General features: G+C 27.3%; 27 protein-coding genes. 4 read left to right on the forward strand and 23 right to left on the reverse strand.

The window, feature by feature from the left end:
* Positions 1-49: 49 nt before the first annotated feature.
* Entirely contained in the window at positions 50-391 is a 342-nt protein-coding gene (locus CKV87_RS08155) for a hypothetical protein (RefSeq protein ID WP_012147610.1), read from the forward strand.
* On the opposite strand, the gene msrA is transcribed toward CKV87_RS08155, so the two are convergent.
* Genes msrA through CKV87_RS08170 form a run of 3 tightly spaced genes read right to left on the reverse strand, consistent with a single transcriptional unit; the run spans position 388 to position 1,870 of the window.
* On the reverse strand, positions 388-882 hold the full coding sequence (gene msrA / locus CKV87_RS08160) for a peptide-methionine (S)-S-oxide reductase MsrA (RefSeq protein WP_012147611.1): 495 nt from the start codon (positions 880-882) through the stop codon (positions 388-390). The genes CKV87_RS08155 and msrA overlap by 4 nt on opposite strands.
* 2 nt (positions 883-884) lie before the next feature.
* Entirely contained in the window at positions 885-1,244 is a 360-nt protein-coding gene (locus tag CKV87_RS08165; RefSeq protein WP_012147612.1) for a methionine-R-sulfoxide reductase, read from the reverse strand.
* 11 nt (positions 1,245-1,255) lie between these two features.
* Positions 1,256-1,870 (reverse strand): fumarylacetoacetate hydrolase family protein, encoded by a 615-nt coding sequence (locus CKV87_RS08170; protein ID WP_012147613.1) that lies wholly within the window; start codon positions 1,868-1,870, stop codon positions 1,256-1,258.
* Between the two features lie 62 nt (positions 1,871-1,932).
* Between CKV87_RS08170 and CKV87_RS08175 the strand changes: the two genes are divergently transcribed.
* Positions 1,933-2,274: a hypothetical protein gene (locus CKV87_RS08175; protein WP_012147614.1), complete on the forward strand. Its 342-nt coding sequence runs from the start codon at positions 1,933-1,935 to the stop codon at positions 2,272-2,274.
* On the opposite strand, the gene CKV87_RS08180 is transcribed toward CKV87_RS08175, so the two are convergent.
* The 6 genes from CKV87_RS08180 to CKV87_RS08205 all read right to left on the reverse strand — a co-directional run bounded on the left by CKV87_RS08180 (position 2,271) and on the right by CKV87_RS08205 (position 11,926).
* Complete coding sequence (locus CKV87_RS08180; RefSeq protein WP_012147615.1) at positions 2,271-2,927, reverse strand: NUDIX hydrolase; 657 nt, start codon at positions 2,925-2,927, stop codon at positions 2,271-2,273. The two genes, CKV87_RS08175 and CKV87_RS08180, sit on opposite strands and share 4 nt — an antisense overlap.
* Positions 2,928-4,196, reverse strand: a complete 1,269-nt coding sequence (gene bioA, locus CKV87_RS08185) for an adenosylmethionine--8-amino-7-oxononanoate transaminase (RefSeq protein WP_012147616.1) — start codon at positions 4,194-4,196, stop codon at positions 2,928-2,930. It abuts the gene before it with no gap.
* 47 nt (positions 4,197-4,243) lie between these two features.
* Positions 4,244-6,841, reverse strand: a complete 2,598-nt coding sequence (locus CKV87_RS08190; protein WP_012147617.1) for an ABC transporter substrate-binding protein — start codon at positions 6,839-6,841, stop codon at positions 4,244-4,246.
* A gap of 115 nt (positions 6,842-6,956) precedes the next feature.
* Positions 6,957-8,489 (reverse strand): bifunctional phosphoribosylaminoimidazolecarboxamide formyltransferase/IMP cyclohydrolase, encoded by a 1,533-nt coding sequence (gene purH / locus CKV87_RS08195; RefSeq protein WP_012147618.1) that lies wholly within the window; start codon positions 8,487-8,489, stop codon positions 6,957-6,959.
* Positions 8,490-8,688: 199 nt separating this feature from the next.
* Entirely contained in the window at positions 8,689-10,902 is a 2,214-nt protein-coding gene (gene purL / locus CKV87_RS08200; protein WP_004509871.1) for a phosphoribosylformylglycinamidine synthase subunit PurL, read from the reverse strand.
* Between the two features lie 64 nt (positions 10,903-10,966).
* Positions 10,967-11,926 (reverse strand): L,D-transpeptidase family protein, encoded by a 960-nt coding sequence (locus CKV87_RS08205; protein ID WP_228126915.1) that lies wholly within the window; start codon positions 11,924-11,926, stop codon positions 10,967-10,969.
* An 82-nt stretch (positions 11,927-12,008) separates the two neighbouring features.
* Here CKV87_RS08205 and CKV87_RS08210 point away from each other — a divergent pair, with 82 nt between their 5' ends.
* Positions 12,009-13,199: a peptidoglycan DD-metalloendopeptidase family protein gene (locus tag CKV87_RS08210; protein ID WP_012147620.1), complete on the forward strand. Its 1,191-nt coding sequence runs from the start codon at positions 12,009-12,011 to the stop codon at positions 13,197-13,199.
* A 41-nt stretch (positions 13,200-13,240) separates the two neighbouring features.
* On the opposite strand, the gene folE is transcribed toward CKV87_RS08210, so the two are convergent.
* The 6 genes from folE to CKV87_RS08240 all read right to left on the reverse strand — a co-directional run bounded on the left by folE (position 13,241) and on the right by CKV87_RS08240 (position 18,501).
* The gene (gene folE, locus CKV87_RS08215; protein ID WP_004509874.1) at positions 13,241-13,813 is read right to left on the reverse strand and encodes a GTP cyclohydrolase I FolE; all 573 of its coding nucleotides are present in this window, start codon (positions 13,811-13,813) and stop codon (positions 13,241-13,243) included.
* Between the two features lie 22 nt (positions 13,814-13,835).
* The gene (gene corA / locus CKV87_RS08220) at positions 13,836-14,789 is read right to left on the reverse strand and encodes a magnesium/cobalt transporter CorA (RefSeq protein WP_004509875.1); all 954 of its coding nucleotides are present in this window, start codon (positions 14,787-14,789) and stop codon (positions 13,836-13,838) included.
* 15 nt (positions 14,790-14,804) lie between these two features.
* Positions 14,805-15,995, reverse strand: a complete 1,191-nt coding sequence (locus CKV87_RS08225) for a type II secretion system F family protein (protein ID WP_012147621.1) — start codon at positions 15,993-15,995, stop codon at positions 14,805-14,807.
* A gap of 1 nt (position 15,996) precedes the next feature.
* A complete protein-coding gene (locus CKV87_RS08230; RefSeq protein WP_228126935.1) occupies positions 15,997-17,031 on the reverse strand; it encodes a GspE/PulE family protein in 1,035 nt (344 codons plus the stop codon).
* A gap of 238 nt (positions 17,032-17,269) precedes the next feature.
* Entirely contained in the window at positions 17,270-17,842 is a 573-nt protein-coding gene (locus CKV87_RS08235; protein WP_012147623.1) for a YkgJ family cysteine cluster protein, read from the reverse strand.
* An 11-nt stretch (positions 17,843-17,853) separates the two neighbouring features.
* The gene (locus tag CKV87_RS08240) at positions 17,854-18,501 is read right to left on the reverse strand and encodes a S24 family peptidase (protein WP_012147624.1); all 648 of its coding nucleotides are present in this window, start codon (positions 18,499-18,501) and stop codon (positions 17,854-17,856) included.
* Between the two features lie 60 nt (positions 18,502-18,561).
* On the opposite strand from CKV87_RS08240, the gene CKV87_RS08245 reads away from it, so the two are divergent.
* The gene (locus CKV87_RS08245) at positions 18,562-19,215 is read left to right on the forward strand and encodes a HEPN domain-containing protein (protein WP_012147625.1); all 654 of its coding nucleotides are present in this window, start codon (positions 18,562-18,564) and stop codon (positions 19,213-19,215) included.
* 27 nt (positions 19,216-19,242) lie between these two features.
* Here the strand turns inward: CKV87_RS08245 and CKV87_RS08250 are convergent, their stop codons facing one another.
* The 8 genes from CKV87_RS08250 to CKV87_RS08285 form a co-directional block, all read right to left on the reverse strand.
* A complete protein-coding gene (locus tag CKV87_RS08250) occupies positions 19,243-19,818 on the reverse strand; it encodes a hypothetical protein (protein WP_012147626.1) in 576 nt (191 codons plus the stop codon).
* A gap of 84 nt (positions 19,819-19,902) precedes the next feature.
* Entirely contained in the window at positions 19,903-20,685 is a 783-nt protein-coding gene (locus CKV87_RS08255; protein WP_012147627.1) for a DNA adenine methylase, read from the reverse strand.
* 107 nt (positions 20,686-20,792) lie between these two features.
* On the reverse strand, positions 20,793-21,734 hold the full coding sequence (locus CKV87_RS08260; protein WP_041644975.1) for a phage late control D family protein: 942 nt from the start codon (positions 21,732-21,734) through the stop codon (positions 20,793-20,795).
* Complete coding sequence (locus CKV87_RS08265) at positions 21,734-21,940, reverse strand: tail protein X (RefSeq protein WP_012147629.1); 207 nt, start codon at positions 21,938-21,940, stop codon at positions 21,734-21,736. Before CKV87_RS08265 ends, CKV87_RS08260 begins: the two co-directional genes overlap by 1 nt.
* Positions 21,937-22,305, reverse strand: a complete 369-nt coding sequence (locus CKV87_RS08270) for a phage tail protein (RefSeq protein WP_012147630.1) — start codon at positions 22,303-22,305, stop codon at positions 21,937-21,939. Before CKV87_RS08270 ends, CKV87_RS08265 begins: the two co-directional genes overlap by 4 nt.
* Positions 22,305-24,209, reverse strand: coding sequence for a phage tail tape measure protein (locus tag CKV87_RS08275; protein ID WP_012147631.1), 1,905 nt, complete (start codon positions 24,207-24,209; stop codon positions 22,305-22,307). The genes CKV87_RS08270 and CKV87_RS08275 overlap by 1 nt, the downstream gene beginning before the upstream one ends.
* A gap of 145 nt (positions 24,210-24,354) precedes the next feature.
* Positions 24,355-24,630 carry a phage tail assembly protein gene (locus CKV87_RS08280; protein ID WP_012147632.1) on the reverse strand — a complete coding sequence of 92 codons (276 nt, stop codon included), beginning with the start codon at positions 24,628-24,630 and terminating at the stop codon, positions 24,355-24,357.
* Positions 24,631-24,643: 13 nt separating this feature from the next.
* Positions 24,644-25,135: a phage major tail tube protein gene (locus tag CKV87_RS08285; protein WP_012147633.1), complete on the reverse strand. Its 492-nt coding sequence runs from the start codon at positions 25,133-25,135 to the stop codon at positions 24,644-24,646.
* Position 25,136 lies beyond the last annotated feature (1 nt).

The following is a 25,136-nucleotide window of genomic DNA, read 5'->3' on the forward strand; positions in this document are numbered from 1 at the left end:
TTAAAAAACTTTTTGATAGTATATATTAAATATATAATAAAGGATTGAAATGCAATTAGAAGTATCTGCTGAAGTTATATTGTCACAACTAGGTTATTCACAAAATGAAGCTTCTTTAAAACAAGCTCAAAAAATGATAGAAGTTACACAAGGCTTTGACAAATTCGCAAAACACATTTTGTCTTTAAATGATCATCTTAAAAAAATGAATGCTTATGTTGCATTGTCAAATACTACAAATTATTTGAAAGTAAAGTGCGAAGAGAGTGAATCTAAAGAAATTTTAGAAGAATTTCATGACACAGTTTCACATTGGGCAAGTAAATATAATGTAAATTTAGAAAGATTGCCTAATAAACCAATTTACTATATTTTAGGAACTCAAAACTAAAATATTTTTCTATAACTATGACAATAAGGCATCTTTTGATGTCTTTCATAGTAATTTTGATGATACTCTTCTGCTTTATAAAAAATACCTTTTTCATATAAAGTTGTAGCAACTTTAAAACCCTTATTTTCAAGCTCTTTTATCAAATTCTCACTTATAGTTTTTTGTTCAATGTCACTATAAAATATAGCTGATAAATATTGACTTCCTATATCTGGACCTTGCCCGTTTGTTTGTGTAAAGTCATGTATTTCAAAAAATAGTTTTGCTAATTTTTCAAAACTTACAATTGTCTCATCAAATTCAACTTCAATAGTTTCTAAATGACCACTAAACCCACTGCAAACTATTTCATAAGTTGGATTTTCTATAAATCCACCCATATATCCTGAAATTACACTTTTTACACCCGCTACTTTTTGAAAATAATACTCTACTCCCCAAAAACAACCAGCGGCGAAATATGCTTTTTTAATATTTTCTAAATTCAATTTTATTCCTTTATAAAATTTAAAGATATTGAGTTTACACAATGTCTTGTATTTTTTTGTGTAAAACCTTCACCTTCAAAAACATGTCCCAAATGAGCACCACATTTTGCACATAAAATTTCTATTCTTCTTCCATCTCTATCTACAACTTTTTTGATTGCACCTTCTATTTCATCATCAAAACTTGGCCAACCACAACCTGATTTAAATTTATCATCACTTTTGTACAAAGGAGCATTACATTTTTTACAAATATAAGTTCCTTTTTCATAAAAATCATTATAAATTCCACTAAAAGGATATTCTGTTCCTTTTTGTTCTATTACATACTTTTCATTTTGCGTTAATTCATTGTATTTCATCTAAAATCCTTTTATAAAACTTCAAATTTTTCTTCAATAATCACTTTTTTATCATATGAAATTTTACCTACAAAAATATCACCTTTTTTAAACTCACCTACTCCTTTTGGCGTTCCACTCATCAAAATATCTCCATCTTCAAAACTCAAAAATGTTTTAGCTTCTTTTATAATTTCGTCTGGTTTATTTATCATCAATGAATAATCACCTTTTTGTTTTAATTCATCATTTATAAAAAGTTCTATTTCAAGTTTAGAAATATCTTGTTTAAACGCTACAAATTTAGAAAAAACTGCTGAATTATCAAAAGCCTTTGCTCTTTCCCAAGGAAGACCTTTTTCTTTTAATTTACTTTGAATTTCTCTTAAAGTTAAATCAAGACCAAAACCAACTGCAACTATTTTATCTTCTTTGATTAAAAAAGAGATTTCAGCTTCATAATGGCAAGAAATTTGATTTTGTGGAAAGATTAGTTTTTGTGAAATTGATGAATTTGGTTTTATGAAAAAAACCATATTTTCTGGTATTTCATTGTTTAATTCTTTTATATGATCAACATAGTTTCGTCCAATACATACAACTTTTGATGGTATCATCTCTTTATCATTTAGTAATATTTTATTCATTTTATACTCTCTTGAAAATTTTATTATATAATCTTAAAAAATTATAACCAAAGGCTTTTTAAATGAAAGAAAATCTACTTATAGTTTGGACAAATGGGGATATTGAAGTTGCAAATAAATTTCCACTTTTATATGGAAGTGTAATTTTAGAAAGAGAGTATTGGAAAACAGCACATTTAATGCTTTGGGGACCATCTATAAAACTTGTAAAAAAAAGTAAAAAAGTAAGAAAACAACTAAAAAAAATAGAAGAAACGGGTGTTAAAATGAGTGCTTGTGTAGTCTGTGTTGAAGATTATGAAGCGACTTCAACTTTAAAAAAATTAAATATCGAAATCACTCACACAGGAGAGTTTTTAACAAAAGCTTTAAAAGATGAAAGTTTTGCAGTATTAACTATTTAATACTTTTCTATAAACTCTTTTATTAAAACAGAAGTAATTCCCCAAATTACTTCACCCTCGTATTCATAAACCCAAATTTTATGTTTTTTATTTCCCCAAGGTTCTTTGTATGCTTCTGGTATTCCTAACTCTTCAACAGGGAAAAGAACTTCTTTATTTCCATATTCATCTATTTCATAAGGTAAAATTTTATTTGATAAAGTGTACTCTTTTGGTTCATTTTTCTTAAAAAAAGAGATTGGAATAACTATCGTTTTTTCAACTTCGTTATAGTCAATTTTCATATTTTTATAGGCTTTTTTCTTAACTTTTGCAACAAAAGATTCAATTATTGCACCAATTGGAGTAACATAAGTATCAAGTTGTCCTAAAATTTTTATATCTTTTTTTTCAATTCCCAACTCTTCAAAAGTCTCTCTTAATGCTGTATCTTGAAAATTTTTATCAAATTTTGACTCAAAACCCCCACCAGGAAAACATATATCTCCACCTTGCCTTATATGAGCTGCCCTTTTTTGAAAAAGTAAATGATAAACACCATCTATTTTTATAATTGGAATTAAAACTGCACTATTAAAAAATCTATTTCTTCCTAAAACATTTGGATATTTTGGTAAATTTGAAATCAGTTTTTTTAAATTACTTTTTTTCATCTATTTTTTCTTTATAGAGTTTATAGCTTCAACCATTGTTTTAGCTATTTTTACTAAATCTTTTTCTTCTATTATATAAGCAACTATCGAATATACAAGTTTTCCAAATGGTCTTATCCATACTCCATTTTCTACACAATAATCTTGTATTTGCTGAGAATACCCCTCTTCTTTTAATTCAATTACTCCAATTGCCCCAATATTTCTTACATCTTTTACTAAAGAGTGATTTTTTAATTGCTCTAACTCTTTAGAAAAAATCTCTTCAATCTTTTTAACTCTTTCATTCCAAGAAGAAATCAAAAGTAAATCGATACTTGCATTTGCAACACTACATGCCAAAGGATTTGCCATAAATGTTGGACCATGCATTAAAACACCAATTTCACTGTTTGAGATAGTATCACTAATATCTTTTGAAGTAATCATTGCCGCCATAGTCATATAACCACCTGTTAAACCTTTTCCAAGAGTTATAATATCAGGTTTTATATTTGTCCATTCGTATGCAAACATACGTCCAGTATGACCAAATCCTGTAGCAATTTCATCAAAAATAAATAAAATATCATATTTTTCACAAAGTTTTTTTGCAACTTCAAGATATTTTGGATTATATATTCTCATTCCGCCAGCACCTTGAACAACAGGTTCAAGAATAAAAGCAGCAATTTCATTATGATGCTTTTCTAAAGTTTTTTCTAAATCTTCAATTGCTAAAGAAAAATCACTATCAAAGCCTAAAGCTGGTGCTTTTACAAAAATATTTTGACTTAAATATGAACCATAAATAGAATGCATTGAATTTTGCGGGTCACAAACGCTCATAGCTCCTAAAGTATCACCATGATAAGAGTGTTCTAAAGCTAAAATTTTATATTTATTTAAACCCTTTGCTTTTTGATATAAAATTGCCGTTTTAAGCGCAACTTCAACTGATACAGAGCCACTATCACATAAAAAAACAGAATTTAAACCAGTTAATTCAACCAATTTTTTAGTTAAAATAGCAGCTTGCTCATGAGCTAATCCACCAAACATAATGTGAGGCATAATATCAACTTGTTTTTTTAATGCTTCATTTAAAACAGGATTATTATATCCATGAATTGCACTCCACCAAGAACTCATTCCATCAATTAGTTGAGTACCATCTTCTAAAAAAATACAAGTTTTATTTGTACTTTTAACTGGAAGAATTTTTGTTTTAGAAGGAAGTGAATTATAAGGATGCCAAGTATGATTTTTATCTATATCTAACCAATTCAAAAAAATTCCTAATATAATACTTTAAAATATAAATGATTATATCAAAATCACTCTTCAATATTTAAAGTGATTTCTACTAAAGTTCCATCATATTGTTTATCTTTATAATCAAATTTTACGTTTGAAATATCAATTTCACCATCCATATGTTTACTTATAATTTCTTGACACATATAAAGACCTATTCCTGTTCCAAAATGTTTATGTTTAGTTGTAAAATATGGTTCAAATACTTTTGCAATAATATTTGCATCTATTCCACCTGCATTGTCTTTGATTTTAATAAGTGCTTTTTTATCATCTTTTATAACATCAATGAAAATAAATCTATCATCCTTAGTTAATAAAAGCGCATCTTTTGCATTATTTAAAATATTTATTAGAACTTGAATTAACTCTGATTCATAACCATTTATTTTTAAATCTTCTATATTTTCAATAATAGTTATATTATTTTCTACGAAATTAGGTTTTATTAAATCAATTGTTCTTTTACAACAATTTTTTAAATAAAAAATCTCTTTATCTTTTTGTGGTTTAAAAAAGTATCTAAAATCATCTATCGTATCTGATAAATACGCAGATGTATTTAATATAAAATCTAAAGTATCATATAAATATTTATCATCCAAAACATCTAACTCTTTTTTGATTTTTATTCCACTTGCGCTTGTTGTAATCAAAGATAAAGGCTGTCTCCATTGATGGGCAATATTTTCTATCATTTGTCCCATAGAAACCATTTTTTGTTGTTGAGAAAGGAGTCTATCTTTTTTTAAATTCTCTTCAATCTCTTTTTTTATTCTGTCTTCTAATTCGTTATTTATATCTTTTAACTCTTTTGTTTTTTCATCAACAAGATTTTTTAAAGAGGTATTTACTTTTTTTAATAACTTTTGTCTATATAAAATGGCAATAAAAACTAATAATATTCCAATAAATACTTGAACAAAAACATAATAATTAAACCCTTTTTCATATTCAGTGAATATCCATTTGTTTAATATTTCATTTTTTACAATATCATCCATACTCACAACAGCTTTTTGAAAAATATCGTATAAAATTTTTTCTTCATTATTTACAGCTATACAAAAATCCATATTCAAATCTAATTTTGTATTAATCGAAATTTTTTCTAAATATTCTGTTTGAATTTTGTACCAATTTGTAGATAAGGTATCTATAAATCCAAAAATTTCACCATTTAAAACTTTACTTATACCTTCATCTGAATCTTTTACGGTAACAAATTCTATGTTTTTATATTTTTTCTTTAACTCTTCATATATTACATAATTTTCAACAACTGCAATCTTTTTCTTACCTATTAAATCTAAATTATTTATCAAAGGAACATTGCTTCGTGTTAAAAGAACAACAGGAACATTTAAATAAGGTTTTGTAAATTTAAAATATTTCTCTCTATTTTCTGACCAAGAAGCTCCAGTTAGAATGTCACATTTTTTGTTTATAGCAAAATCTAAAGATTGTGTCCAAGTTGAAGTTGGAACTAAAGTAATTGGTTTTTTTATTCTATTTTCTATTACAGTCATATAATCAGCTATAAAACCAACAAACTTATCACCTTTTATATCGCTATATGGCATATAATTAGGAACAACACACATTGTTATGGAATCTTTTTTTTCTAAGTAATCTTTTTCCTCTTGAGTAAGAGTCAAACTTCTTATATAATTTAAATTAAAAATGAACTTTTTTAAATCAACAGGACCTTTTAATAAACCCATTAAATTGTATATATCACTTATTCTTTGTAATTTATCTTCTTTTATTTCTCCTAAATTTACTGTGTTAAAATAAGACAATTTTCTTAATTCTCTTCCTTCAAAAACAAGTTCATTTTTTGATAAATTTTGAGTATTATATTTTTTTTGTATTAGTTCTGCACTCTCTTCAATATTTGAATAAGCATATTCCCAACCCTTTAAAGAAGCAGCTTTAAATAGCAATACAGTATCTAAATCATTATTTACTAAATTCTCATTTGTATATAAAAAATCACTATACATATCAAAACCATAATCTTTTGGTGCAAAAACATTATATTCTATACCTTCTTTTTCTAAAAAATATGGTGATTTAGACGTATAAGCTGAAATAACGTCTGTTTTTTTATCTATTAAATCGTTTATATTATGGGTATGGTCTTGAAAAGTTAAAGTGCTAAGATTTACATTATTTGAAATTATCATAGCTCTTAAAGAAACTTCACTTGAATCATCTAAAGTGGTCATGATTCTTTTATTTTCAAAATCTTTTATTGAATCTATTTTTGAATCTTTTGTTGAAATTAAAATAAGTGGTGTAGCTTGAAAAAGTGCATATAAGGCAACAACATTTCTACCTCTTGCTTTTTCTAAAATTAAAGTTTCTCTTCCAATAGCAAAATCAATTTTTCCATCACTTACCTCTTTGGGAATATCTATACCAAAATTAAAAGGAAGTATTTCTACATCAAATCCAGCTTCTTCATAAAAGCCTTTTTCTTTTGCCATATAGTAACCAGCAAATTGAAACTGATTAAACCAAGATAGTTGTAATTTAATTTTTTTTAATTCTTTTGCATGAGAAAATGAAGTAATAAAAATCAATAGGATAATAAATAACGTTATTTTTTTCATAAACCATCTTTTTTCTTAAAATAATAATTAAATAGTTTATCAAAAAAATCGTAAAAAGAGTAAAGTTTTTTGTAAATATATGGCAAAATTTTTTAATTTTTGCCATATAAAGATATTAATGTAAAAAGTGTCTAATTCCTGAGAAATATAAAGCCATTCCATATTGGTTTGCAGCTTCAATTACTTCATCATCTCTGATACTTCCACCTGGCTCAATTACACATTTTACCCCAGCTTTTTGTGCTTCATCTATACTATCTCTAAATGGGAAGAATGCTTCACTTGCTAATACAGCACCTTTTACATCAATTCCCAAATCACTAGCTTTTCTTAAAGCAGCTTTAGCAGCATCAACTCTTGAAGTCATACCCATACCAACAGCAACCATTGCAGAATCTTTAACATAAACAACACAATTTGATTTTGTTAAACTAGCGATTTTATAAGCAATTTCCATATCTTTTACTTCTTGTTCAGTCGCAGGTCTTTTTGACATAAGTTGAGAGTTTATAACTTCATCTTCTTGAACTTTATCAGCATCTTGATAAACAAATCCACCATCAACTCTTTTAAAATCTATTTTATCATTCGCAAGTTCTAAAAATTGTGTTCCTTGCTCAAACAGTTTTATTCTTTTTTTATTTTCAAATACTTTGATTGCTTCAGGAGTAAAACCTGCTGCAAATATAACTTCTAAGAAAATTTCATTCATTTTTTCTGCTAAAGATTTATCAACTATTCCATTTACTGCAACAACTCCACCAAAAGCTGAAATTGGATCACATTTAAGTGCTTCAACATAAGATTCTAATAGTGTATCTTTAATAGCAAATCCACAAGGATTTCCATGTTTTACTATACAAATAGCTTTTTCTTCACCAAATGCAGCAGCTATTTTAGAAGCTCCACTAATATCACCCATATTATTGAAACTTGGTTCTCCTTTTATTATTTTAAATTTATTAGAGAATTGTGAATCAAATTCATATAAAGCACCTTTTTGATGAGGATTTTCACCATATCTTGTATCAAAAACTTTAGACCCAACGATAAATTGTTTAGCACCAAATCCACCATTAAATCTTTTGTTCATATAATTTGCAATCATAGAATCATAAGAAGCTGTATGTTCATAAGCTTTTATCATCATATCTCTTCTAAACTCAACAGTATTTGTATTATTTTTAAGATTATTTAACACTAAATCATAATCAGCAACATCTGTTACAATAATAACTGAATCAAAGTTTTTAGCGGCACTTCTTACCATTGCTGGTCCACCAATATCTATATTTTCAATAATCTCTTCAAAATTATCTGTTTTTTCAATAGTTGCTTTAAATGGATATAGATTTACACAAACTAAATCTATACCTTCAACTCCAAGTTCTTTTGCTTGGTCTAAATGAGATTGCTTATCTCGTCTATGTAAAATACCACCATGAATATAAGGATTTAAAGTTTTTACTCTACCTTCAAAACACTCTGGAAACTTTGTAACTTCATTTGCCTCTATTACAGCTATTCCTTCATCTTTTAGAGTCTTATAAGTTCCACCTGTTGAAATAATTTCATAACCTAATTTTACAAGTTCTTTTGCAAAATTTACAACACCACTTTTATCACTTACGCTAATTAATGCTCTCAATTTCTTTCCCCAAATTTTATAAATTTTTTTTATTATACAAAAAAAGCATTTATGTATTGCTTCATTGAAAAAATGGAAAAATTTTAAGAATTAATTATTTTATATTTTATGAGTTATGAATGAATAAAAACTATTTTAAGTTTGAAGAAGAATTTAGGAGAGTGAAATTTATATATTAAGGAAAATTCCTTAATATATTTTATGAAACTTGTTCAATTACTTGTTTAAATCTATTAAAGTAAACATCACTTACTTTATCTAAATCTTTATAAATGTCATTGATAGATATTTTGTTACCTTTTACAACACCTATTTTAGTGCACTCTAAACCAAAAGATTTTGCAATTTTTTCAAATGCTTCACAATTTGAAGGATTAACTTCAACGATTGCTCTACTTAAAGATTCACTAAAAATATCTTTTGAATCATTTAAAGAGATATTTACTTCGATACCTTTATTACCAACAACTGCCATTTTAGCTAATGCTATTGCAATTCCACCAACATTTACATCTTTTGCAGCTTTTAATAATCCTAATTTATTTGCTTCGATTACTGTATTCCATAAAGCTAACTCTTTTTCAAAACTCACTTCAGGATGAACTCCAGCAACTTTTCCATATAATTTTTTTAGATATAAAGAACCACCAAATTCTGATTTTGTTTCACCTAAAAGATATAAAATATTTCCATTTTCTTGAAGTTTTGATGGAAGTACTTTGTTTGCGTCATCATTTACTCCAACCATTGCAATAGAAGGTGTTGGGAAAACTCCAACTCCATTTGTTTCATTGTATAAAGATACATTTCCGCCAATTACAGGAGTATTTAAATCTTTACAAGCTTTTTTAATCCCTTCACAACACTCTTTAAATTGCCACATAACTTCTGGATTTGTAGGATTTCCAAAATTTAAACAATCTGTAATTGCTTTTGGAACAGCTCCTGTCATTGCAACATTTCTTCCTGATTCCATAACAGCTGCAGCAGCACCTAATTCTGGGTTAATATAACAAAATCTTGTATTACAATCAGCACTCATTGATAATGCTTTTCCAGTCTCTTTGATTCTAATACTAGAACCATCTAAAGAACCTGGTCCTTTTATTGTATTTGTTTGAACCATTGAGTCATATTGAGAATAAACCCAAGATTTATCAACAACTTCCATATCTGAAAACAGTTCATCAAAAACAACTTGATTTGAAAGTTCTTTATCTAAAGATATATTTTCAATTCCATCTAAATAAGCTGGTTTTTTTACTGGTCTATCTAAAATTGGTGCTTGTTCACTTACTGGTTGAACTGGAACTTCAGCAACTTTTTCTCCATGCCAAAATAATTCCATATTTCCAGTAGCAGTTACTTCTCCGATAACCGCAACATCAAGTTCCCATTTTTGGAAAATATCAATAATTGCTTGCTCACAACCTTTTTTAGCACAAATAAGCATTCTTTCTTGAGATTCACTTAACATAAAGTCATAAGGAGTCATTCCTTCTTCTCTTGCAGGAACTTTATCTAAGTGCATAATCATTCCTGAACCACTTCTTCCTGCCATTTCAAATGAAGATGAAGTAAGACCAGCTGCTCCCATATCTTGAATACCAACAATTAAATCAGCTTTAAATAGTTCTAAACAAGCTTCAAGTAATAATTTTTCAGTAAATGGATCTCCAACTTGAACTGTTGGTCTTTTTGATTCAGAATCTTCATCAAAAGCAGCACTACTCATAACTGCTCCACCAAGACCATCACGTCCAGTTTTAGAACCAACATACATTACAGGATTTCCAATACCTTCAGCTTTTCCGTAAAAAATTTCATCAGCTTTTGCAAGTCCTAAAGTAAAGGCATTTACAAGATTATTTCCAGCATAACACTCTTCAAAAGTTGTTTCTCCACCAATAGTTGGAACTCCCATACAGTTACCATAACCACCAATTCCAGCAACTACGCCTTTTAGTAAGTATCTATGTTTTTGTGCAGTTTCACTATCTCCTTCAATTGAAGCAAATCTAATAGAGTTCATATTTGCAATTGGACGTGCTCCCATTGTAAATACATCTCTTAAAATTCCTCCAACTCCAGTTGCAGCGCCTTGATAAGGTTCAATAAAACTTGGATGATTGTGTGATTCCATTTTAAATACAGCAGCATATCCATCACCGATATCTATAACACCAGCATTTTCACCTGGACCTTGAATAACCCAAGGAGCTTTTGTAGGAAAACCACTTAAATATTTTTTACTTGATTTATATGAGCAATGCTCAGACCACATAGCAGAGAAGATTCCAATTTCTACATAATTTGGTTCTCTTCCTAAAATCTCTTTTATATTTTCAAATTCTTCAAGAGTCAATGAGTGTGCAAGTGCTATCTCTTGAATATTCATCTCTTTTTTTTGCATTTTTCGCCTTAAAATATCTTGTATAAATTAAGGCGATTATATCTAAAAAGTATTAAATTTTTTGTTAATCTTCTGATAGAATTTTTACTTTATTGTTATCTATTTCAAAATATAGTTCTTTTTTTCCAACAAATTTTACGCTAGGACTTACATATTCTTCGTCCATAACAGCTTTATATATTTTTTTCTTTGATGAATTTGGATAAGGTGAGATATCCATATTAAATAAGTTTATTGTTTTAGTCTCATTTTTTGCAAAAATTTGTCTTTTTTGCGTTTCAAACTTTTTAAAATCTGACTGATCAGCTCTTTTAAAATCTTTTGAGTAGTAAGATAAATACTCTTCTATATTTGAATATTTCCAAGCATCTTTCCATTTATAAATAGAACTTAATATCAAAGCAATATCATTTTTACTAGCTTTTTTAAACTCATCACCACTTGTTATTAAAACTGTTTTTTTATAATCAATATTTTTTGCTAAAGTCTCTAATTTCTCATTATCTAAAGCCAAACAACCTTGAGTAAATTTTTCTCTATCTCCATTAAAAGGCATACCATGAATCCATATTCCATGTCCTTTCTTATCCAAACTTTTATCAAAAGTATTAGGATATTCTGTAACTAAAGCAAATGGTCCGTAAAATTGGTCAAGTCCTGTTCTTTTTTGAACTAATTCAAATGCACCTTCAGGAGTTTTTTTGTCCCCTTCTAAAAATTTGTCTCCTGCTTTTTCTCCAACAATCATACTATCTTTTGAGATTTGTTTATAATCATCACCATTTTTAGCAAATAGAGTCATTTTTTTATTCTCTTTTTCTGCAATAATTACATATTCTTTAGTTTCATAAAAACCATAATCTGTATTTTTATTATCAAGATATTTTTTCCAAAAGTCAATATCTCTTAAGCCTTTTTCTAACTCTTTTTCTACTGCAATGATTCCATCTTTTCTATACACATCTACTAAATCTTTAGCAAAAAGATTCAAAGAAAGGAAAACTAAAACTACAAGTTTAACCAATTTACGCTCCATTTCAATTTTTTAAGTTAAATGATTGTACAATATTATCCCTAAATTATTCGATTAAAAAAGTGACAAAAATATGAAAAAAATCATCCTGGCAACAATATTATTTTTTAATTTTTTATATTCAGCACAAGTTGAAGAACTTTTATGGCCAAAAGGCGAAACTTTTCTAACCTTTTTAGAAAAACACTCTGTTCCTCTAAAGTTATATTATGACTTAGATGGAGAGGATCAAGAGTTATGTTCTGAAATTCAAACCAATAATAGGTTTTATTTATATACCGATGACAATGGCGCCCTAAATCAAGTTTTAATACCAATCTCAGAAGATATTCAAATCCACATATATAAAGATCACAACAACAAATACAGATTTCAAACCCTTCCAATAAACTACAATGAATATTCAGAAACAATAGCAATTCAAATAAATGAATCTGTATCTCAAGACATCTTAAATGCAACAGGAGACGTAACACTTGCCGCAATTTTAAACTCTTTATTTAATAATAAAGATGTTGATTTTAGAAAGATGAAAAAAGGTGATTTTGTTGCTTTACAATATACTCAAAGATCATATTTAGGAAAACAACTTGGTATGCCGAATATAAAAGCTGCTATGGTTCAAATAAATGGAAAATCTTTTTATAGATTTAAAAATGAAAAAGATGACAAATATTACGATGAAAATGGTGTTGGTTTTACTCAAACTTTTTTATTTCAAACTCCTCTAACATTTACAAGAATTTCTAGTCCTTTTACAAATAAACGTTGGCATCCAGTTTTAAATAGATATAGAGCACATTTAGGAACTGATTTTGCAGCACCTACAGGAAGAAATATATATGCATCTTCGGATGGAAAAGTTGAATTTGTAGGATTAAAAACTGGTTATGGAAAAACTATTATAATAAATCATGGAAATGGTTATAAAACTCTTTATGCACATCAAAGTAACTTTGCAAGAGGTGTAAGACAAGGAATGAGTATAAAAAAAGGTGAACATATAGGATATGTTGGCTCAACTGGACTTAGCTCTGGTCCACATTTACATTTTGGTATGTATAAAAATGGAACTGCAATTGACCCTATGACTGTACTTAAAAAACCAAAAATTGAAGGTTTAGAAGGTAAAGATAAAACTACATTTATAGCAAATTCAAAAAATATTATAAATATATTCGATAAAGAAATGAATAGTGAAAATAAAACTACTCCAACAAGACTTGATAGAGTAACAGATAGAAGTGATGTAAATATATTTTAAAGAATAACCTAATAGAAGAAGTAATTTATCTTCTATTTAGTCTATTTGTGAAAAGATGAAGCTACAATTGATAAAAACTCATCTTTTGTTTTTTTATCAGATTTAAAAAGTCCTCTTAAAGATGAAGTAACTGTAGTTGAGCAGATTTTTTCAACACCACGCATTTCCATACACATATGTCTTGCATCTATCATAACAGCAACACCTTTTGGTCTTAAATGCTCATTTAAAGCTTCACAAATTTGCTCTGTCATCTGTTCTTGTATTTGAAGTCTTCTTGCAAAAACATCAACAACTCTTGGAATTTTAGAAAGTCCAACAACTTTTCCATTTGGAATATAAGCAACATGAGCTTTTCCAATAATAGGTAACATATGATGCTCACAAAAAGAGTAAAACTCTATATCTTTTACAACAACCATTTCATCATTTGTTGATGTAAATAGAGCTTTTTGAATAATCTCTTTTGGGTCTTGATTATAACCACTACACATAAATTCAAAAGCTTTTCTAACTCTTTTTGGAGTATCAAGTAAACCTTCTCTATTTATATCTTCTCCTATATAAGTTAAAATATTTTTTATTGCATTTTCAAAATCTATCTCTTTATTCATTAAATTTTTTTTCCTTTCAAAATCATATCCAGCCTTTTTTCTTAAAAATGATAAGTGGGCTAACGGCTGCTAAAATCATAAATGCTATTGAATATAAATATCCATATTCAAAATGAAGTTCTGGCATAAAATCAAAGTTCATACCATAAATACTTGCAATCAATGTTGGTGGTAAGAAAATAACATTTACTATTGTAAAAATTTTTATAACTTTATTTTGTTCAATACTCAATAATCCTATAAAAATATTTTGTAAATAATCTAATCTTTCAAAATTAAAGTTTGTGTGATCAATCAAAGACCTAATATCTTTTAACATAATTGGCAATTCACTCTTGTCATCTAAAAATTTTTGAGATTTTAGTAAAGAGTTTAAAATTCTTTGTTTATCTGTTAAGTTTTCTCTAATCTTCATATTCAAATCTTCAAAAGTAGAGATTTTTTCTAATATATCTTCGTCATCATTTGAATAATCTGTAAAAACATGTTTTCTTATTTTTGTAATCTCTTTACTCAAATTTTCAATAATATCTGCATCGGCATCAATTCTAATATCTATAATTTGACAAAAAATCGAGTAACCATTTTTAAATTCTCTTGGACTTGTCAATAATTTTTTTGTAAAGGTATTAAAACTTTGTAATTTTTTATATCTAACAGAGATTAATAATTCACCTTGTAAAATAAAAGATACTGTTTCATTAAATGCTTCTTTTGTTTCGTTTATTAAGAAATAACTGTTTATCTCTATTCTATTATCTTCTTCCCAATATCGAGAACTCAGCTCAATTTCTTCACTCTCTTGTTTTGTTGGAAATTTCATATCAAATAGATTTTCAACAGCTCTTATTTCATCTATTGTAGGAAGAAGCATATCAATCCAAATAACACTACTTTTATCTTCGTTATTATCAATAAATTCTACACCTTCAACAACAGTTAATCTATTTCCTTTTTTTACATAACAATTAATCAAAGTTGCTCCTTTTTATTAAATGTTTATCATATTTCCCATATTCCAAATTGGCATAAATATTGCTAATACTATCCATAAAATCAATCCCATAATAGTAACTAAAAAAATTGGTTGTATCAGCGATATTAAAAAACTCATTTTGTCATCAAATCTATTTTTATAAATCTTTTTTATTTCATCTATTGTAATAACTAAAGAGTTTGAAATCTCCCCAGTATTTATCAGATTTAAAACTATATCATCAAAAAGTTTCGTTTTTGAAAAAGAGTTATTAATACTTTTTCCATTTTGCAATAAATTGTCAATAATATATATTTTATCTAATAGATATTTGTTTTTTAATAAAAGTTTAGAAGAAATAAAAGCTTTATGAAATTCGTAGTTTGATTTTAACATTATATCAATAAGTAAAAAAAACTTATAAAGTTGCATATTTAAATAAATGTCTTTAAATAAAACAATCTTTCTAATCATAAATTTATCAATAAAATATTCAAATTTAGCATTTTGTTTATAAAAATAAATTATGAAAATTATAATAAAACTAAAAAAACAAAAGAAATAAAAAGAGTAATTTACAAAAAGGTTTTCAAATACTAATAAAATTTTTGTAGCAAGTGGTAACTCATCTTTTACTTGAAAAAATATAGTTTTAAATTTCGGAATAACGAAAGTAAATATTGTAACAATTGATAAAAAAAATGTAATAAACAAAAAAATTGGATAAGAAATAGCTTTATAAAAACTCTTTTTTAACTCAGAATTTTCTATTAAAAGTTTACTCAAAGCATTTATATTTAAAGTGATATTTCCACTATTTTGGCAGTTTCTTAAAAAGCTTATAACTAAATGGTTTATATTAAACTCTTTTAAATTTTCATCGATTGATTTTCCACTTGAAAATGACTCTTTTATTATTTGCAACAATTTTACAATATCTTTATCTTTTCTATTTTTTATCAAAATATCAAGAGCATCAGAAAAATTTATATTTGATTGAAGCATCAAATTTAGTTCATAAAAAAGCAGATTTATTTTTTTATTATCAATTCTGATTTTCCTTTTAAAATCTATTTTAAAACTCTCTTTTTCTTCTTTTATCTCTAAAATATTTTGAGGCAAATTCTCATTTGCCAAATCTGAAGTTTTTAAAATCATCTCTTCAACTTTTTCATCTTTTTGATATTTTATTTTATATTTTTTCATTTTAGTAAGTAACCACCTTATAAATTTCTTCAATTGAAGTTAAATTTTGATTTACTTTTAACTTTCCATCATCCAATAAAGTTTGATAATTTATAGCTTTTAAATACTCTTTAAATTCATTTATATCAGCTTTTTTGAATATCAAAGATGAAATCTTCTCATCAACTTTTAAAATTTCTGCAATACTTGACCTATCATAATATTTTGTATAATTACATTTTTCACAACCATTTGAGTCACAAAATTTACAATAATTTAAAACTAACCTTTGAGCCATTATGAGTTTTAAAGTAGTTGAAATCAAAAATGGATCTGCTTGTAAATCAATAAGTCTAGTTATAGTTTCAACTGCACTATTACTATGAATACTTGCCAATACTAAATGACCAGTTAATGAAGCTTGTAAAGCAATATCAAGCGAAAATCTATCTCTTATTTCTCCTATAAATATTATATCTGGGTCTTGCCTTAATATATTTTTTAATACAACTTCAAAACTAAGCCCAATTTTTGGATTTATTGGAACTTGATTTATACTTTCTATTTTGTATTCGACTGGGTCTTCAACAGTAATTATCTTCTTATCTTCACAATTTAACTCTTTTAAAATTGAGTATAAAGTTGTAGTTTTTCCACTTCCTGTTGGACCACTTATTAAAATCAAACCTTGAGTTAATTTTAAACTTTGTTTTAATTTATGCAACAAACTTTGGGTTAAACCTAAAGTTAAAAGATTTTTATCTATATTTTTATTATCTAAAATTCGTAAAACTATTGATTCAGCTTCAAGTGTTGGCATCGTTGAAACTCTAAAATCATACTTTTTATCTTCGATATTTAAAGAATAGCGTCCATCTTGTGGAAGTCTTATTTGTGTCATATCTAAATTTGAAATTAGTTTAATATATGAAGAAATAGACTTAAAAAACTCTTTTTCAAAAGTAAAAAATATCTTTAATCTACCATCAACTCTAAATTTAAATAAAACTAAGTTTTTATACATTTCAATATGAACATCACTTGCTCTTAAATATATTGAAAATAAAGTTAATTCATTTAAAAACTCTTCATGTTAAAACGCATTAGAAATGTTAATATTTTGCTTATGAAATGTATGCATCTAAAGAAAACAGTACTTTTTAGGCTTTTTTACTTACATTTCACTAGCAAAATTAAATCTTATTAAGTGCCACTTTTACTTTACATATTAGGATTAGTTCTTCTGTTTTATATTCTTATAAATCAATAATTTTTTTATATTTAAATATTTTAAATCATACATTTGAGAAATAATTTCTAATATCACCAATTACTATTTTTTTTCCTTGACTATATTTATCGAGTAGTTTTTCATACAATTTAATAAGATCTTTATGATCAATAAGTCTAGTATGAATATGTTTTGTTTCACTGGCACAATAACTTGGATTATCAAATGTTAAGTATGTTCTACATACCATAGGTCTATGTTCATATACTTTACATGTTCCATTCTCTAAATCTAATAAATTACAATATTCATTTGTATCTATATTTTTATTCATTACTATCTTAAACTTAGTATTATTCTCTATATATTTAGCTTCTAGTTCACTAATATCCACAGGTATTTTACAGCAATGAGCACAACCTTTTTGACAAACTGCTATATCATGATATTGTTCATATATTGCATCTGAAAGAATATATAACTTCCTTAATCTTGAATAATTTGATGTATTTTCTTTGAAACTAGCTAAATAACTATTGTACTCTTTTTCTATAGGTCTACATTTAATAAATTCAGATACTACTTTGTCCGGAGTAGTATACCTTGCAATAATCTCTTCATTATTACCTTTATTCATTATATTTCCTTTTAAATACTGATTAATAATCCACAAACCTTACCAATAACATCTACTTCATCAATATCTAGATAAATATCATTAAAAGTGTGGTTGTTGGATTTTAAAATTACTTTATCATTATTTACATTAATAGATTTAACATACAATCCATCTTTTGTATTGATTAAAAATATATTTTTATCATCTATATCTTTTTTGCTTTTATCTATAAAAATTAAGCTTCCATCTTTGATATCAGGTTCCATGCTCTCTCCAAATACTTCTAATACTTCAGTATATTTATAGCTACTATTTATATAATCTAAAAGTTGCTTATCTATTACAAGAGGTTCTGGATTTATCTCATAATTTATGGCTCCACCTCCGGCTGAACCAATAATATTCTTTTGGTATTTTAATATAATGTAATTAGATGTATTTTCAATAAGGCTTTCAGGAAGTTGATTAAAGAAGAACCAATTAATAGATATATTTCTTTTAGCTAGAAATTGCATTATCTCAAGATATGGAACTCTATTATATTGTTTATTTTTTCTAAAAACATCGTAATTTATATTTAAAGATTGAGCTATATCTTTATCAAATACTTTTTTATTATCTAGTTCTTTAGAAAGTATATCTTTTAATTTTTCTAATATTTCGTTATAGTTTTGCATAAAAAATTATACCTACATTTCAAAAGCAAAAATAAATTAATTTAAATACAAGGATAGCAAATGAAATTCTTAAAAAGAATTGAAGAACTTATAAAAGAAGGTGATATAGTTAAAAATACTTTATATGAAGAAGATGCTGGATTTTGTATGGCTAAGTATGTAGATATCTTTAAACATACTGAATGGAAATTAAAAGTACAAAATATAATAGAACTTACTGCAGGAAAGAATTCTACATATTTGAAAAAGTTCTCTGAAATTGAATCTGTAAAATATATACCAGATCAAACATATCCTTACTTTATAAAACAATTTGCTCTATTAAATGCTTTAAAAGATGATTATGAAAATGGTTTTTTAGTGTCGCTTAAATCTTTAGTAGAAGCAGATGTTTTCGATACAGAGCTTGAACAAGCTAAAGAATTACTATCTAATAAATATAAGTTAGCTGCTGCTGTAATTGCTGGAGTAGTTTTAGAAACGGCTCTTAGAAGCTTATGTGATAAAGAAAAAATACCACAGGGGAAACTTACAAAAATGAATGATGATTTAACAAAAGCTGGTGTTTATAATAAGTTCCAACAAAAAAGCATTACTGCATTAGCAGATATTAGAAATAGTGCTGCTCATGGTAAAGATAGTGAATTTACTCATGAAAATGTTGAAAATATGATAAGAGATATTGAAAGTTTCTTGGCTACTTATTTAAACTAACTAAGAAATTCTTAGTTAGTTTACAAGTTAATCAATTGCATTATGATTTTTATAGTCTAGTTTAAAATCTTTCATAATTGCTATTGTTCTATCAGTTGGATAAGGAAAATATACTGGTGTTATACCTGTATTTTGACAAAATTTCAAAACTTCATATCCCAATAACTCAATCGTTTTATCAGTTTGCCGATCAGATATTTTGCGTTTTCTCCAATGATTAAAATAGATTCTATCTTCAAAATTTGAAACAGCCAAATCAGAAACAGCTCTATACTCAGTAGTTGTTACTTCTGATATATTAACATTAGGAAGATTATTATTTAATACTTCATAAAAATGAGTAGGATCCCAACGTCCATGATTTCTACATTGTGTTAATGCAGTTAATGCTTCTCTATGATTAATATAAGTATTTGCATATATACCATTTAAAGAACATGTGAAACCAATATTCCTATCAACTATAGCAAATAAAAATTTTCTCATTATCTTTGAATACACACATTCAATATTACACTCTCCATATTGAATAGTAAAAAAAGCAACTAACACATTTTGTCTATCCATTTTAGATTCTAAAGCTGGTATGTTTGTAAAATTCATTTTGACTCCTTTGAAATATAGTAAATTATATCATCGTTATAAATAATACTTCTTTGATATTGCTTAAAACATTACATTTATTTTTTAATAATTAGTTATAAACACCTCACTCACACTCTTTTTCTTACCATGCATATTTGCTCCAAGAGTGTATCTTATCTCTTTTGTACTTTTAATATTAAAGCCTTTGTATAACTCTCGAACTATTACACTATCGTTATAACTCAATAAAAATTTACCTTTTATATTTGACAACAGTTGTGCTAACTCTTCATGTTCTTTAAGTCCAAATCCACCTGTATTTTTATAGTAGCTTTCAGTACTTACATAAGGTGGATCTACATAGAAAAAGGCGTCATCTTTATCATACAAAGAAATAAGTTTATTAAAGCTCATATTCTCTATTGTTACATATTTAAGCCTCTCTGAAATAGTCTTAAAATTTCTATATATATTTTTAGGTTTTCGTCCTGACTTTGCAGCCATAGCAAAGTTATCACCTTTAGAGCCAAAGCTTTGAGTTAATTGATAAAAGTAGAAAGCTGCTTTTTCTATATTATTTCTACCTCTTAAATGTTTTGATTTAATATCATTAAATATCTCTCTTGAGATAAGTAAATCATTCAAATAAATACTCAAGCTTTGTGGATTATTTCTAATAGCTCTGTGAAGATTTATAAGTTCACTATTTATATCATTAAACACTTCAAGTTTACTTGGTTCTTTTTGATAAAGTACACTTCCTGCTCCTCCAAAAACTTCAATATAAGTTTTATGTTCTTGAGGAATAAGATCAATAATATCTCTAGCTAATTGAGTTTTGCCACCTACCCAACCAAATGGGGCTTTTAGTTTTGTTCTTTGCATAATTATCCTTTGTGAAAAAACATCACTTTTTTTAAAGTAATGTTGTTTTTTTTGTAAAATTTTTATGCAGCTATCAGGGGTGGTGGCTGTGTTTATAAAGTAATTTTTTAGTTTTCTATTTCTATTGATACTCTCCAACCAGAGCTTGTATCTATATCATGATTTACACTTTTTATATGATACTCTCCATCATCTTCTACAGTTCCAGATAAACTCAAAACTCCACCTGCATAACATACAAATCCAGCACAACTTATATTTCCAATTTTAGTTTGACTAGAAGCTTTTTGAAGAGCAGCTTGAGCTTTTGATTTTGCATCTGCTTCATTTTGATATGAACCTTTTATATGTTTAACTGGTTCACCATCACCAACAGTTACACTCTTTTGAGTATTCTCTTTTGTATCGTGCCATGAGGCTACACAAGAGTTATATTTTTCTTTATTTGTATTTTCTATATCATAAGAGCTTATCTCTTTTACATTTAAACTATATCTAGGAAGTCCACTAGATTTTTTATCACCTTTTACTTTTTGTTTAAAGATTAGAGTATTGTTTTTAATAGCAAATAAAGCGTTGTATTCACTTGCTAATCTTTTTAAAAAATGTAAATCAGACTCATTTGATTGTTCGATATGTATCACATATAAATCATCATAATCACACTCTACTTTTAACTCTAGTTTTTTAGCTATTTGAGTAACTACTTGTTTTATACTTAAGTTTTCAAAGCTTTTATTTCTTTTTACTTTTGCTCCACTTGAAAAGTCAACTGCAGTTGCACTTATTTCTATTCTACTTCCATTACTCATATTAATTTTAGAATTTTGAACTGCAAATGTCCCACAATACATCATAGAAGTTTCATTACCTATCCAAAGTTTTATCTCATCACCAAACTTTGGTCTTCTAAAATTTCCTTCAACACTTAGTTTTATATCATCACTACTTGTTCCATCTTCATCATGAAAGCTTATTTTTGAAGCATTTTGATTTATAGTATCTGTTATATCTTTTCCGTTTACAACTACTTTAAATCTTGGGTTCATTACCAAAGCCCTCCTACTTCACTAAATTCATCTTTTTTTTCTTCTAGTTCTTCAATATCTGGAAGTTCTATAACATCGCCTAAATCTAAAAATACTTTAGTAATATTGTTTAATTCTAAAACTTTTTGAAAATGTTCTAGTGAGCCATAGTAGTTATAAACTATTTCATCTAGTCTTTTATTTTCTTGAGTGATAGTTAGATTCATTTGTACCACCTTTCAAGTTCTAAATTAAAGCCTTGCTCTATATATTCACCAGTTTTTATGAACCTACTCATATCTTTTTTAAGACTTTTTATAACAACCAAGACAGGTTGTGTATTAGTAAGACTTAAAAGAACTGGCTCTTGAATCTCTCCAATCTTTTCTAACTTATCAAAAGTATAAATAGATTTCATAATCAGAGTTCCAGATAATGTAAAACTAGTTTTTGGTTTAGTTGCTGCTTGATGATATGAATAATTTGCTATTCTATCTGAGCTAGTCCACCCAAAATCTATTTGTTTAGAAAGTTGACTAAACTCTGATTTATTCATCTTAAAATCAAAATCACCTAACATACCTAAAATCATCAGTCTATATCCTCATACTGTTTATTTTTCTTCTTTTGTTCTACTTTTTTCATCTCTTTTTCTATATCAAATCCATCTGATGGATTATTAACTGTTATATTATAAGTTGGCGTGTTGTTTATAGTTTTTGCACCTGTTGTTTCATTTACTTTTGGGATAGTTGGTAAAGAACTTTTTTGAGCCTCTGTTAACTCTTTTTGTGCCTCATCTTTTTTAAAACCCTTAAGTTCATCATCACTTACCATTCCAAAGATATTGCCTAGTTCCATTAACATAGGTTTAGCCCAAGCAAACTTTTCTTTTAAACTAGCCCAAAAATCATTTAATGCTTTCATTGGATTGTCCCAAAGAGCACTCATAACTGTACTAATTGGTTCCCAATACTCATATACAAGTCCAGCACCTACAAGTAAAAGCCCTATTCCAGTCGAACCAATAAAAGCACGAACTCCTATTTTCGCAAAATTTAAAGCAGCTGTTAATAGTAATAAACCTTTTCTAGCAATCAACAATCCACTTAATGCAAAACTTCCCATAAAACCTAAAGTAGAAAATGCAATACCCAAACCTATAACTCCAAATGTTGCACCAAATACAACTTTAGTAAGAACTGGATATTTAGTAGTGGCATCTGCTAAACTATTAGTCACACTTCTTAGTGGGTTAAGAATAGAGTTTAAAGCTGGTAATAAAACACTTCCAATGTTTATACCAATCTCAGCAATACCACTTTTAAAAAGCGTCATATTATTAGCTGTTGTTTTACTTCTAATCTCAAACTCTCTTGTCATACTTCCTGCATACTTAGTCTTATCAGCTAAGTGTCCTATTGCATCTGTATAGTTATGTAATCCTACTGTTAAAAGTGCTACATCATCAGCATACTCTTGTCCGAACATATCACTTAAAAGTCCTAGCTTTTCATCATCAGCTACATCTTTTATTCTTGTTAGGAAATCAACTATTGCACCTTGTGCATTATTTGAAATATTCTCTTTTAACTCTTCACTACTAAGACCTATTTGATCTAGTGCATCTTGAAACTTTTTACCTTGTTTATCTGCAGTTCCAAGTTTTTGTAAAATAGCATTTATAGCAGTTCCTGCAACTTCAGCAGGTTTTCCCATAGCCAAAAATGCACTTGCTAAACTTGCTGTTTGTTCTGCACTTATTCCAAATACTTTAGAAGTTCCACCTACTCTTGCTAAAACATTTACTAAATCATTAGCTTTTGAAGCACTATTATCTGATAAATGATTTAAGGCATCTCCTAAACTTGAAATACCATCTAAACTCAAACCAAAGATATTCATAAGTGTCGCGCTAGACTCACCAGCTTCTTTTGTATTCATATCAAAAGCTGTACTCATTTTTGCAGTAATTTCAGTAAAGTCAAGCAACTGATCTTTTGTGATACCTAACTGTCCACCAGCTGCAACTATCTCAGCTAAGCCAGTTGCATTTATAGGAATAGATCTAGTCATCTTTAAAATAGATTGTTCAAAAGCTTTTGCTTCATCAGATGAATCAAAATTAACTACTTTGTTTACATCAGCCATTGAGCTTTCAAAATCTATTGCTAGTTTCATAGGGACTGCAACTGTTGTACCAAGAGCAACTTTATCCATAATAGAACTTTTAAAATCATTTCTATAATTTTTTAAAGAGTCTAATTTTAAGTTAGTACTTTCCATCTTAGACTGAATAGAATTGAACTTTTCTAAATCATTTGTTGTGAGTTTTATTTGCTCTGAAGCTCTTTTGAAATAGTCAGTTATTCCTAGTTTTATTTTTCCTAAAGTTGATAATTTAGGATTTAGTTCATCAATAGATTTAGTAGTATCTTTAAAAGCACCAATGCCTTTAAAAGAAGCTCCTATTTCTATACCTAAACCTATTTTCATTTATCAACCTTTGGAATATAATTTTTACTATCTTCTATAAAAAACATAAACTCGCTAACCGTCATTTGCTTAATCTCTTTAAAACTAAAGTGATAGATATATCCTATAAGACCAGCACCTTGTAAGATATATTCTTTGGTTAAACCTAAGACAAAAAAGGCTTAACTAACTCCTGCAACTTCATATAAATATGTGTTGGAAAATCTTCTACTTCATCAATAGTAAAACCACTCTTATTTGCTATTAATGTAATTGTTTGTTCTAAATCATCTTTTATGTGACTAACGGCTTTTAAATCTTTTACTTTTGGTTCTTTTATTACAATTTCTGTTATATCTTTCCCTCCAATCTTTAAAGGTGTAGATAACTCTAATTTTTGATCACCAAGATAGGCAACTGTTTTTTTGTTTTTACTATTCATATTTATCTCCTTTTTATCCTCTTAAAATTCTTCTAACATCAGCCATTAAATCTTTACCATTAACCTCACAAATAAGGTTATCATGGTCAATTCTTACTTTTGTTTGATTGTTTACTTCATGTACATATTTTTTACACCCTTTTTGAGATACTTTTACATCTAACATCTCTCCTGGTTTACTATCTCCATGACTCACACTAATAGCACCTGTACAAATCCAAGTGTAATTTTCTACTTTTGTTCCAGTTCTAATCGCTTTTTTAAATATAAGTTCAGCTTCATCAAGTTTTGACAAGGCATTGTAAACAGCTTCAGGCAAAGCTGCACAAGAAAACTCACTATCTAGTGACTCAAACTGCCCTGTTGCATAGTTTCTATCTCCAACTCCAGTTGTTCCTGAAATTGTTTTTTGATTTAACTCTGGAGCCTTGAAAGATACAGTTCTTCCAAGATTCCCATACCCTTCTATAAAACAATTTACTTCTACTATTACACTTCTACTCATC

The sequence above is a fragment of the Aliarcobacter butzleri genome (assembly GCF_900187115.1).
GTDB lineage: Bacteria > Campylobacterota > Campylobacteria > Campylobacterales > Arcobacteraceae > Aliarcobacter > Aliarcobacter butzleri.